Raw genomic sequence first — 13,063 nt, 5'->3', positions numbered from 1 at the left:
AAGGGCCGCACCTTGAACCAAGGCGCGGCCCTTTTTGATAGGCAAGACAGGGGTGCCCCGGGATTATTCCGGATCGTCTTCCGGACAGCCGGTTCCCGCAAAGGCATCACAGACCATGTCCAGCCGGTCCGACCAGGGGTCACGCCCGGCGACGGCCTCGCCGGATGCGCTGATGTCCATGAGCGGCTCTGTCACTGCCGAATAAAGCGGCCAGGCGGTCTGATCGTCGCTGTTCGGGTCGCCGGACCGGATGAAGTTCAGCCAGTAGCGATGGGTCAGTTCGGCAACGGCCTGGTCGCCGGGCGTGGTTGTTTCGCCGTCCCGGCGGTTCGCGAGCGTGTTGTGCGTGTAGGGTATCTCGCTGGCATGCGGCGCTCCGCTGAATGTGTCCTGTAGCGCTTCGGCCACATAGCTGAAGCGGTAGTGAAAGACGGGATTGCCGGCCGCGTTGAACCGGCTGGCAACAAAGCGGGCGGGTTCGACCATGAAGAGGTCGCCCCCGATGGCAGAAATCACTGCTGCATCCGGTAGCACACCGTCCGGGTCATAGGCGGCCCGCGCAGCGTCAGCCGAATCCCCGAACAGGTTGAAGGCATCGGCTTTTGTCGCCACCGGCAAAAAGCCGAGATCAGCGCTCGTTGCCCCGATCATCAATGGCACCATGGCAAACTGTCCGGACATGTACTGGTCCTGGAGCGGCGCCGTCACGATACGGCCATCGATGGATGGGCCGCCATAGGTCGCGCCCTGCTGGCCCATGCTGGCCATGCTCAGACCGCCATCAATCTCCGAGGCCGGGAGTGCGCGCAAGGCGTCCAGGGCCGCCGGGCCGTCGCCCGTGATCCCGTGCGCTTCGGCAAACGCCACGCCAAGGCTTTCCAGGGAGGGGGATCCGGGCGCATCGTCCTGCAGGCGCCGGTCCGAGAAGCCTGTTCGCCGGCCGCCGCCGCTCTGAATGATGGCGCGGTCGAAAAGACCTTGCGCCAATGGTGATGTCAGCATCGCCTGGACAGAGGCCCCGCCGGCGGATTCTCCGAAAATCGTGACATTGTCGGGGTCGCCGCCGAAGGCTGCGATATTGGCCTCCACCCAGTTCAAGGCGGCGATCTGATCGAGATATCCGTAATTGCCCAGCAGGCCCTCATCGGCATTTTCACGGGTCAGGGCGGGGTGGGCAAAGAAGCCGAAACGACCCAGCCGGTAATTCATGCTGACATAGATGACACCGTTCCGGGCAAAGCTCTCACCCGAATAAATGGCCGGTGAGGAACCGCCATTGACGAAGCCGCCGCCATGGATCCAGACGGCGACGGGCAGGTCTGCTCCTGGTTCGACGTCCGCCGGGCGCCAGACATTGACGAAGAGGCAGTCCTCGGAGAAGGGGGCGGTGCTGGGAGCCGCATCCTGGGCGAAGGGCGTTTGCTGGCAGTCATCGCCAAACCCGGTTGCAGGACGCGTGGCGGACCATGCCGTGACGGGTTGGGGCGCGCGCCAGCGAAGGTCATCTGTCGGCGGCGCGGCGTAGGGAATGCCCAGAAAGCTGTCGACGCCAGCCGCCGTTGAACCCAGAAGCGGGCCGGACAGGGTTTCAACGAGAGGTCCGTCGGCATCGGGTTCGGTGCCACATGCACCGAGTGCGAGTGCTGACACCATGGCAAGGGTCGTAAGTGGACGCAGGGCGGTCATGGCGGACTCCTTTAGGTCGAGGGTGGCGGGCAGGCGCCCGGTTTGACTTGTGTCCGGGCGAAAAAATGGCCGATCGGCGGAACGCTCCGGGGCAAACAAAATGCGCCACCGGTATAGTGCGTCGCCAATCGGCCAATTCAGCCTCAAGGGAGGTTGTTTCTAGAAGTCGCGACGCAGGGTCAGGCCGACTTCACGATGGTTGGTGACCGTGCCGACACGCAGGCCCGACGGGACCGATCCGAAAATCGTCCAGTCGCCACCATCCGTGTCTTCCACGACGTGGTCGAAGAGGTTCTTCGCCCACAGCATGAGTTCCCAATTCCGGTCCTGGTCGCGGATGCCAACATAGGCATTCACGCGCAGGTCGCCCTCGAAAGTGCGTCCGGTCTGCGGGAAGAAGTAGGAGTCGTAGCCAACAGCACTGGCACGGACATAGGCGTCCAGACCACCGACTTGGAAGTCGTAATTGGTGTTGGCGCTCCAGCTCCGGGACGGCAGGGCTCCGAGCGGACCATTGACCGCGCATTCACTGACATAGCGGCCTTCCTGAACCATGGGCGGACCATTGGTGTCGAGGACGCCATCGCCATCATAGTCGTTACACGGCACCAGCGCGTTGTCGAAGTGCGCATCCGTGTAGGTGTAGATGGTGTTGATGGTCCAATTGTCGGTGATGTCGAAGCTCAGCTCGATCTCATACCCTTTGGACACGGCATCGCCATTGCCGAACATGGTGCCGAAGCAGCCATCGCCGGTCGGTGTGCCGTCTCGCGTACCCCATTGGGTTCCCGTGCCCGGTGCAGAAGGAACACCGGTACAGGCAATGTTGAACTGCGAGGCGATATAGCCGTCATAAGCCTGATCGAAGATGGCGATGTTCGCGGTGAGGCGATTATCGAACCATTGGGTCTTCAGGCCATACTCGAGCGACTGCGAGTGTTCGTCGTCGAAATTGCCGTAAGACGCCGGAATGACGCCATCCACGGGCGAACCCCGCGTGCCGGCAGAACCGGGGCGGTAGGACGTGCCGAAATTCACATAGCCCATGACATCCGGCGTGAAGAAGTGCCGGTAGTTCGCATTGCCCGTGATCGCATGATAGCTGGTCTCGACGCTGGAGATCGTGTTCTCGACATCAATCTGCGTGTAGCGAACACCCAGTTCGAGGCTGTCATCATCCGTCAGCTGGAAGCGCTGATTGGTGAAGATGCCAAAATCATCCGTTTCACTTCCACTCGGAATGCCAAAGGCAAACGGGACGAAGTCCAGAGTGCCGCTGGTTTCACGGTGAGCCGTGAAAACGCCGAAGATGAAGTTGTAGAAATCGTTCGGCGACCCGTGCAGGCGCAGCTCGTTCGAGAAGGTCGTGTTCTCGTTGGATGCGGTCAGGAAGGTCGGGATCTGGTTGGCGGCACCGATGCCGGCAAAGTCGAAATCGAGCCGGTTGTCATAGGTGTTGTCGTTGTAGCCACCGACATAGACGAGTTCGAGAATGTCATTGATCTCGAAGCTGGCGTTCAGCGTGAACAGCGTCCCTTCGTAGACATTCAGATTGTCGCCATCGGTCATTGCGATGCGGTCGAACAGGGTGATTTCCTGTCCACAGCCCACAGAGCTGACCGGGTAGTCGATCGGGTTGGCGTAACCGGCCGGACGGTCGGCGGCCGTACAGGGCGGTGCGCCCGTGACCTGACGATAGAAGTCCCGCTCATCATGCGTGTACTGGAGCATCGCATCGATCTGGAGCCGGTCATTCGGCATCCAGGACAGCGAACCCCGTGTCACATAGATCTCGGCATAGTTGGAATTGCCATTGGCAATGTTCTGTACTTCCGTGCCGCCGTTATAGTCATAGACGCCGGCAAGGCGGAAGGCAAAGTTGTCGCCAATCGGGCCGCCATAGGCCGCCTGGATGTTGCGGCCGTCATGATCGGTCAGCGTTCCCTCGATGAAGCCATTGGCTTCGTCGAATGACGGGCGCATCGTTGTGACGATCAGGGCGCCGGACGGAGACGGGCGGCCCTGAAGCGTGCCCTGCGGGCCCTTCAGGATTTCCACCTGGCCAATGTCCAGCGTGGCCGAGAAAAGATCGACCGAGCTGATCGGAACCTGGTTGATGTAGGATTCAACCGTGTTGGTGGTCCCCCCAGACCCCCCGGCGCTCGGCATCTTGATGCCGCGCAGGGAAACGGATTGTTCCGACGGGCTTGTCATGGTCAACGAAAGGCCGCCCACGACAGTTGTCAGTTCCTGCACGGTCGTAACCCGCAGGTCCGAAATGGTTTCATTGGAGACCACATTCACCGTCGCTGCGACGGTCTGGATCGGCTCTTCACGCTTGTTGGCCGTGACGATGATGACATCCTCGTCAACGGACGGTGCGTTTTCGTCCTGTGCGAATGTGGGTGAAGTCAGGGCCAGCATGCTGGTGCTGGCCAATAGGGCTAGTCCCCATTTGGCCCGGGACGGCCCAAATGTCCTGTTCATTTCCTATTCCTCCCGCTCATAGAATTCACTATTGCGCTTTTTGCTCGCCCTCTTTGTTTTTGGAGCGATGCGACGCCATTTAGGACGGTTGAGAGTGACAATTGTCAATCGTATTCAATCGAAAAATTAGAAAAATCGCTCATTTACAACAAAATTGGCTGCGAAATTATTGTTTATCAATAAATTTTGAGGAAATCTATGAATCATAGTGGTTTGAGTGGTGGGCGCGAATTCGAGAATCTTGATGCAATTTGCAATCAGATTCACGAGGGTTAGTGTCGAGTGCTGATTCAGCAAAACCAATGAGTTGGTCGAGCTCAAGCTTGAGGGAAGGCACTCATTGATATACGCGTCAAAGATGAGTGGCCCTGATTGATAGGCCGACGCACTCGAAGGAAAGAGCATGCACGCTTCTGAACGCGAGGACTTTATCCTTCGCCTGCTTGAGGAACGGGGATTTGTTTCATTTCAGGAGCTCGGGCGGCGAATCGATGGGTCTCCGGCGACGATACGCCGGGATCTGGAACGCCTCGCTCAGGAGGGGCGTCTGGAGCGTGTCCGGGGTGGGGCCCGGCGCCTGAATGCGTCGAACGAGACCGGTGGTACAGACCTCCAGCGTCTGGCCGGCGTGCCCTTCCAGGAAAACATCAACCTGCATCTTCGAGAAAAGAAGGCGATTGGCAAAGCCGCTGCGAAGCTGTGCCAGTCCGGCGAAGGCGTGATGATTGATGGCGGGTCCACAACGCTCCAGATGTGCTCGCATCTGGCCGGCCTTAATCTTCAGGTGCTGACCAATTCGCTCCACATTGTATCGGCTCTGCTTGGCCAGCGCGGGACCCGTATTCTGGTTCCTGCCGGTGCGGTTTTCCCCGAGCAGAACATTATCCTGTCTGTCTTTGGCGAAGATGGCATGCCGCGCTTTCATGCGCCCAAGCTTTTCATGGGCGCCGCTTCCATCGGACCGCAGGGGTTGATGCAGGCGGATGTTGTCCTGGTTGCTGCGGAGCGCCGGTTGATCGAGCGGGCGGATGAAATCGTCGTTCTTGTGGATGCCAGCAAGTTTGAAGGATCATCCGGAAATGTCGTGTGCGCTATCGACGAGATTGATACGATCATTACGGATGCCCGTATCAAGCCCCGTGATCTCGAAATGCTGCAAAAGGCCGGCGTGAACGTCATTATCGCCGACGCCTAGGCGGATCTCCCGCCTCCCCACCATTTTCATTCAGAGCATGCTTACCGTTGAACCGCACGCGCGCGATCCTCGTTTGCAGTTTTGTGAGCGATTATGACCGAAAACTATTGAAACTTGCCTGACATCGTGTGAGTGTGCCGTCCCACAAGAGAGCTCTCGTCCTGTCGGCTTGCCCTCCCCGGAAGGTACTGCCGGCCAGAGTCGCAATAGGGCCAGATGTCGGCTTTGCCGAATGAGGAGGACGCATGCACACCCATTCTTGGTTGAAGGGGCGTTTGTCGCGCAGGGCTATCCTGGCGGCCGGTGGTGCCAGCTTGGGCATGTCGGCCCTGACGGGCCGGGCCTTTGGAGACGTCGATGCGCAGACTGTCGCGACGCAATACGGCCAGGTGCGTGGCGATGTCGAGCGCGGCGTTCGCGTCTTTCGCGGTCTTCCCTATGCGGGTCCCGTCTCCGGGCGGGAGCAAAGGTTTCGCGCGCCGACCCCGCCCGCCAGCTGGTCCGGTGTCCGCGATGCCACACAATTTGGTCCCCAGGCGATCCAGCCTGTTCAGGGGCCTGGCGGTGAGCCCAGTTCCGAAGACTGCCTCTTCTTGAACATCTGGACCCCGGATGCCCAGTCGGGCAGCCGGCCCGTCATGTTCTATTGCCATGGCGGCGGCTTTACGGTGGGCTCAGGCGCTCGCGAATACCAGAACGGCGCCAATCTGGCGCGTGAACAGGACGTCGTGGTCGTTGCAGTCAACCATCGGCTCGGCGTGTTTGGCTATCTGTATCTGGGCGGTCTGCTTGGCGACGACTACCCGGCCAATCCGGGGCTTCTGGACCTGGTCGCCGCGCTGGACTGGGTGCGCAGCAATATCGCGGCTTTTGGTGGCGACCCGGAGAATGTCACAATCTTCGGAGAAAGCGGTGGAGGCGGCAAAGTCAGCTGCCTCTATGCCATGCCGCAAGCGGCCCCCTTGTTTGCCCGTGCGTCCATTGAAAGCCCGATCGGACCGAATGACTGGTCGCCGGAGCAGGCCACAGATGTCGCCCGCGAAGCGATGCGCTGGTTCGACCTGAATGACCCGGCTGAACTTCTCGATCTGTCGGCCGAGCAGTGGCTGAATTTTCAAAATGGTGGCGACAATCCGCTACCGCCCGGGTCTCGGGAGCCGGGAGAGCCGCCGGCCAATCGGGACCAGTGGTTCTGGCCCGTCATTGATGGCCAGGTGTTGCCGGAGGTTCCGTTCAAGGAGCATGCTCCGGCCATTTCAGCGAACAAGCCGCTGATTATCGGCACGAACCGCGATGAAGCCGTCTTCTTCCATTTCGGTGACCCAGAGGCATTTTCGCTCGATGAGGCGGGGCTGATCGCGCGGTTGACGGCCAGTCATGGCAGCGATGCAGCCGCTTGGCTGGAGGCCTTCCGGGCGTCGCGTCCGGACGCCACGCCCTCTCAGCTCCTGATGGCCATCGAGACCGCCATGCCCTGGCGGGCGCAGGCCGTCCATGTTGCCGAAGCGAAGGCCGCCGAGGGCCAGGCGCCCGTCTACGCATACATCCTGGACTATCACAGCACGGATCGCTTTCCGGGCACGGAGTTCGAGATCGGAAGTCCGCATGCGTCAGACATCGTGATGAAGTTCAACAATGTCGGCAATCCGGGCATGGGGTCATTCTTTGGAAACCCGACCCCGCCGGAGCAAAGACTGGCCGCACACAATATGAGTTCGCTGTGGGGATCCTTCGCACGACAGGGCGTGCCAACGGTCGAAGGGCAGCCGCAATGGCGGCCCTACACCCTGAGCGGGCGAGAGACCTATCTCATTGATGCTGCCTGTCGACTGGTCTCCGATCCCGAGGCCGCGGAGCGTCAGTTCTGGCAAGGCCAGCTCGAAACCCGAGGCACGCCCTAGACCTGCCTCCAAACCTATTCAGACCATCGCCACAAACGTACCGCCAAAGGCGGACACAAAACGGGGAAGACACCATGATGACGATCAGGATCGGCGTATCCGCGCTTGTACTTGCCACCTGCCTGGGGGCCGCTTCGGCTCAGGACAATCAACCCTGGCGGGATACCAGTCTTGATCCTGCAGAACGCGCGCGCCTCGCCGAAGCGGCAATGACCGATGATGAGCGCTTCAACATCATCCACGGTCCCATGGCGCTGCAGTTCGGCGATCGTCCGAACCCGCTTCCTGATGATGCGGTTCCCGGTGCCGGCTACATCCCGGGTGTGGAGCGTCTGGGTATTCCGTCCTTGCGCGAGACAGACGCCAGCCTTGGGATCACCAACCCGTTCGGTTCTCGCCCGGGCGACACGGCCACCGCTTTTCCGGGCGGGTTGGCCATGGGATCGACGTTCAATCTGGCGCTGATGCACGATATCGGCGGGGCTTTGGGGCTGGAGGCGCGCAGCCGAGGTTTCAACGTCCTCCTTGGCGGCGGCATGAACCTGGTCCGTGATCCGCGGAATGGCCGCAATTTCGAATACCTCTCCGAAGACCCTCTGCTGACCGGCTTGATGGCTGCTGCGTCTGTCCGAGGCTCCCAAGAGGCCGGGGTCGTGACCACGGTGAAGCATTTCTCGCTCAACGGGCAGGAAACCAATCGTCACACATTCAACGCCATCATCGACCCGGCTGAACACCGCGAGTCCGACCTTCTGGCGTTCCAGATCGCGCTTGAGGAGGGGCAGCCGGCCTCGATCATGTGCGCCTATAATCTGGTGAACGGCCATTATGCCTGCGGCAATGATGAGCTCCTGAACAATGTGCTTCGCCGCGACTGGAACTATCAGGGCTGGGTCCTGTCAGACTGGGGTGCCGTCTATGACTGGCGCTTCGCGGAATACGGTCTGGACCAGCAATCCGGCCAGCAACTCGATGACGAAGTCTGGTTTGATGCGCCCCTGCGTGCCGCCGTCGAGCGCGGTGACATTCCTCACTCCCGCATCTCGGAGATGGTCCAACGCATTCTCTATGGCATCTACTCCGTCGGCATTGACCAGGAGCAGCCGGCGCCGGAGGTTGATCTGGAGGCGCATGGACAGCTCGCGCTGGAGGCTGCGCGCCAAGGTCTGGTCCTTCTGAAAAATGAGGGAGACTTGCTGCCCCTCACGGCTCAGGCCCAGTCCATTGCGGTTATTGGTGGCCGGTCCAATTATGGCGTGTTGTCGGGAGGTGGATCCTCACAGGTCACTCCGGATGGCGGGTTTGCCGCAGAGGTTCCGATCGGTGGCGATGGCTCGATGGCGGGCTGGCGGGCCGAGCGTTACTTCCCGGGGGCGCCGCTGGATGCCATCCGGGCCCGGGCCGGTGAGGCGCAGGTTCGGTTTGACCCAGGCCAGTATCCGTCCTCTGCTGCGTCCATTGCATCGCAGGCCGATATCGCCATTGTGTTTGTGACTTCCCATGCTGCCGAGGGTTTCGATCAACCTGATCTGACCTTGCCGAATGGCCAGGATGCCATCGTGGCGGCGGCCGCCGCTGCGAACCCGAACACGATTGTCGTATTGGAAACCGGAAACCCGGTTGCCATGCCGTGGATCGATGAAGTCGGCGCCGTCATGGCGGCCTGGTACCCCGGGCAGGCTGGCGCCCAAGCGATTACGGAAGTGCTGTTCGGCGATGTGAATCCGTCGGGCCACCTTCCGGTGACGTTCCCGATTGAAGGCCAGTATCTGCGCATTCCGCTTCCGGGGCTCGGCACCGTTGAGGGCGAAACCGTAACGGTGGAATACGAGGAAGGATCCGATGTCGGATACCGATGGTTTGCCCGGACGGGCACACCCGTCCGTTTCCCCTTCGGACATGGCCTCAGCTATACGAGTTTTGCCTATTCCGACCTTCAGGTCACGGGCGGCGAAACCCTGCAGGTGACGTTCGAAGTGGAAAATACCGGTGATCGAGCGGGCGCAGATGTTCCGCAAGTCTACCTGACGGACGCGGCGGGCCATCCCTTGCAGCGCCTCGTCGGCTTTGACCGGGTCGTGCTCGAGCCGGGGGACAGTGCCGAAGTCAGCCTCACCGTTGATGCGCGCCTGCTCGCCGAATTCGATTCCGAGGCGAATGCCTGGCAGATCGCCGGGGGAGAGTATGGCGTCGCCGTGGCCGCAAGTGCCGGGGAAGAACCTGCACTGACGGGAACGGCCGACGTGCCGGCCCAAACCCTGGAACCGTAGGACGGGCACAGCCTGCCGGGCCTGGCGGGTCCGGCAGGCTGCCAGAACAGAACCCATTGCCGGTCGTTGAGCCGGCGAGCGTGTGATCAATGAGGGGAAAAGGCGTGACGGAACCGATAAAAAGCTTGCTGAAGGCGTCCCGCCTTTTGACGTCGGTCGTGCTTCTCGGGGGCATGGTGTCAGCCTGCGCGGGCGTCATGCCGCGACCGGAAGCGGGGACGCAGGCGGAAGCCGAGGCGTCCGGACCGACCGAGGCTGATTTCGTCGATCCGCCTCAGTCGGCGAGACCGCGCGTCTGGTGGCATTGGCTGAACGGCAATATCACGCGCCATGGGGTGGAGCAGGACCTGGCCTGGATGCATCGCGTCGGCATTGGGGGCGTCCAGAATTTCGACGCCAATCTTGGCACACCTCAAGTGGTTGACGAGCGTCTCGTCTACATGACGCCCGAATGGAATGATGTCTTCCGGCACGCCGTGCGTCTGGCCGCAGACTATGACCTGGAATTTGCCATCGCCGCGTCGCCGGGGTGGAGCGAAACCGGCGGCCCCTGGGTGTCTCCCGAGGATGGCATGAAGAAACTTGTCTGGAGCGAAACCATCGTTCCGGGCGGCGAGCCTGTTGCAGACCGGTTGGGTGCTCTCCCCACTGAGACCGGTGTGTATCAGACGGCCGGCTTTGTCGGCTTTTTCGGCGCGGAACCCGTGTCCGAACCTCCTGTGGCGCATGGCGAAATTGCGGTCCTGGCAGTGCCGTTGAGTCATGCGCCACTTCCGGATCCGATTCACGTCGAAACGGGCCACACCACGACTTCGCCTGCGCCCTTGCTGGATGCGGCCCTGACGACCGGCGTGCAAGTCGACCCAGCCGGAACCAGCGCGCAACCGGACCTCATTCTGAGCTTTGCTGAGCCGGTCACGGTCCGTTCAGCGCGGCTCTATGTTGAACATGCCTTGCCGCCCTTCGGGCCGCCGCGTTTCAACCCGGAACTCGAGGCCGAGCTTGAGGCGGGTTGGACCCCGATCACGGAAATTCCGCTGGGAGAGGCCGCGACGACTGTGAGTTTTGATGCTGTCATGGCGCAGCGCTTCCGGATCGTCTTGAACCCGAGCAATTTTACGCCATCCCTGAGTGCACTGGGGAGTGTGCCGGGCGCGCAACTGGATATGGGCGTGCCGCCCATGGACGGGCCTGCCCACATTTCGGTCGGTGAATTCCGCCTCTATGCCAATACCCTCATGCCTCAAAGTGAGCTGCGCGCCGGCTTTGGCATCGCTCCGAGCTATCACGATCTGGAAGACCCCCGCCTTGTCTCCGGTCCCGTTCCCGACGCGGTGATCGATGTGACGGAGTACTTGCAGGCCGATGGCCGCCTGGACTGGACACCTCCGGCCGGCCAGAGCTGGCGGATCTACCGCATGGGCTGGTCCCTGACAGGCAAGACCAATCATCCGGCGTCTCCGGAGGCAACGGGCCTTGAGGTCGACAAGTATGATGCTGACGCAGTGCGCCGTTATCTGGAAACCTATCTTCAGCGCTACGCCGATGTAGTGGGTGAGGACGCGTTTGGCCCAGGCGGAATTTCGGCGCTTCTGACTGATAGCGTCGAGATCGGTCCGTCGAACTGGACGCCGCGAATGCTGGAAGAGTTTGAGGCGCGGCGCGGCTATGATGCGCGTCCGTGGTTGCCGGCCCTGGCGGGAGCCATCATCGGGACGAGCGAGCAGACCGAGCAATTCCTGTACGACTACAGACAGACCCTGGCGGAACTCCTGTCAGACGTGCACTACCGCGTCGTTGCTGATGTTGCCCACGAACACGGGCTGATCGTTTATGGCGAAGCGCTTGAGGACGGCCGTCCCGTTCTGGGAGATGAGCTGGACATGCGCCGCCATGCAGATATTCCGATGTCCGCGCTCTGGACCTTCGCCGAAAACGGGCAGCCTCGACAGGGATTGCTGGCTGACATGCGTGGGGCCGCTTCGGTCGCGCATTTCTACGGCCAGAATCTGGTTGCCGCGGAATCCATGACGTCAGCCTTTTCGCCTTGGGCTTTCGCGCCCGCGGACTTGCAGCATGTCATCGATCTGGAGCTTGTCAGCGGCGTGAACCGGCCGGTGGTTCATACCTCGGTCCACCAGCCGCTGGATGACCTCCAGCCCGGGCTCTCGCTGGCGATTTTCGGCCAGTATTTCAACCGGCATGAAACCTGGGCCGAAATGGCCGGGCCATGGGTCGATTACATGTCCCGCGGGGCCTATCTGCTCCAGCAGGGACGGCATGTGTCCGATGTCGCGATCTTCTATGGCGAGGACACGCCGCTGACCGTGCTCTACAACACGCCCGGTTTTCAAGAAGAGCTGCCGACCCGCTACGGCTATGATTTCATCAATGCGGCCATGCTGGCCGATCTGGACGTTGCCCCCAATGGGGATCTGGTCAGTCCGGGTGGCGCGCGCTATCGCGCCATTGCCCTGTCCGGCACAAGCGCACACATGTCCCTGCCGGTTCTTGAAGCCTTGCACCGCCTGGCCAGGGCGGGAGCCCAAATCATGGGCAATCCGCCTGTGGCTTCGCCCTCATTGGGGGATGATGATCATGCGTTCAGCGCCTTGGTTGACCGTATCTGGAGCCTGGAAAACGTTCATCCCGAGACAGGGATTGAGGCGGGGCTGGAGGCCATCGGTGTAGCGCCCGACTTCGAGGTTGGCTCCACGGGCTCCGCCCTGGGCTTGATGTTCGCACACCGCACCAGTGGTGATGCGGAGATTTATTTTGTGGTCAATCCGACGGAGGATGAAGTCACAGGCGATATCCGTCTGCGCACTCTCGGGCGCGCGCCGGACATCTGGGACGCTGTAACGGGGCAGGTCCGACCGGCCAGCTACCGGCAAGAGGGTGAAGTGACGGTTATTCCGATCACAATCCCGGCCAATGACTCGCGTTTCATCGTGCTGCGGCGACCCACGGATCAAAGCGCATTGCAGCTTGTCACGCCTGAAGAACATGCTTTGAGCGTGGATCTGGCACCTTGGACAGTGAGTTTCCAGCCTGGTCGCGGCGCGCCCCAACAGATCGAAATGAACGCTTTGCGGGCGCTGGAGACCTTTGACCAGGACGGCATTCGCTACTTCTCCGGCGTGGCGTCTTACGACACCCATTTTGACATGCCCGTAGCAGGGGTCCAGGCCGATCAGGTCTGGCTGGATCTTGGCCGAGTTGGCGATGTTGCAGAAGTGATTGTGAATGGTGAGAGCGCCGGCATTGTCTGGCGTGCGCCCTACCGGCTCGACATTGCGCCAATTCTTGAGCCCGGCACCAACACGCTCGAAATCCGGGTCGCAAACTTGTGGGTCAACCGGCTGATCGGGGATCGGCAGGAGGGTGCGGACGCCATCAGTTTCACCGCGGCACCCACCTACATGCCGGATGCACCCTTGCGTCCGTCCGGACTGATCGGACCGGTGTCCTGGAGTGTCACCCGGTAAGGGGACGCTCGACAACAACTCATCGCAAAAGCGAAA

The 13,063-nt window shown here is 61.3% G+C and carries 6 protein-coding genes; 4 read left to right on the top strand and 2 right to left on the bottom strand.

Going from position 1 to position 13,063, the window contains the following annotated elements; all coding sequences use genetic code 11:
* Positions 1-63 precede the first annotated feature (63 nt).
* Together I0K07_RS00515 and I0K07_RS00510 are read right to left on the bottom strand one after the other, a co-directional pair.
* A complete protein-coding gene (locus I0K07_RS00515) occupies positions 64-1,686 on the bottom strand; it encodes a carboxylesterase/lipase family protein (protein WP_203290716.1) in 1,623 nt (540 codons plus the stop codon).
* 159 nt (positions 1,687-1,845) lie between these two features.
* Positions 1,846-4,125: a TonB-dependent receptor gene (locus tag I0K07_RS00510; RefSeq protein WP_203290715.1), complete on the bottom strand. Its 2,280-nt coding sequence runs from the start codon at positions 4,123-4,125 to the stop codon at positions 1,846-1,848.
* 451 nt (positions 4,126-4,576) lie between these two features.
* On the opposite strand from I0K07_RS00510, the gene I0K07_RS00505 reads away from it, so the two are divergent.
* The 4 genes from I0K07_RS00505 to I0K07_RS00490 all read left to right on the top strand — a co-directional run bounded on the left by I0K07_RS00505 (position 4,577) and on the right by I0K07_RS00490 (position 13,027).
* A complete protein-coding gene (locus tag I0K07_RS00505; RefSeq protein ID WP_203290714.1) occupies positions 4,577-5,368 on the top strand; it encodes a DeoR/GlpR family DNA-binding transcription regulator in 792 nt (263 codons plus the stop codon).
* A 245-nt stretch (positions 5,369-5,613) separates the two neighbouring features.
* Positions 5,614-7,269, top strand: a complete 1,656-nt coding sequence (locus I0K07_RS00500; protein WP_203290713.1) for a carboxylesterase/lipase family protein — start codon at positions 5,614-5,616, stop codon at positions 7,267-7,269.
* 74 nt (positions 7,270-7,343) lie between these two features.
* Entirely contained in the window at positions 7,344-9,539 is a 2,196-nt protein-coding gene (locus I0K07_RS00495) for a beta-glucosidase family protein (protein WP_203290712.1), read from the top strand.
* A gap of 104 nt (positions 9,540-9,643) precedes the next feature.
* A complete protein-coding gene (locus tag I0K07_RS00490; RefSeq protein ID WP_203290711.1) occupies positions 9,644-13,027 on the top strand; it encodes a glycosyl hydrolase in 3,384 nt (1,127 codons plus the stop codon).
* Positions 13,028-13,063 lie beyond the last annotated feature (36 nt).

It is taken from the genome of Maricaulis parjimensis (genome assembly GCF_016817355.1).
Lineage (GTDB): Bacteria > Pseudomonadota > Alphaproteobacteria > Caulobacterales > Maricaulaceae > Maricaulis > Maricaulis parjimensis.
The sequence above is the reverse complement of the archived record's forward strand: the minus strand, read 5'-3'. Positions and strand labels throughout refer to the sequence as shown.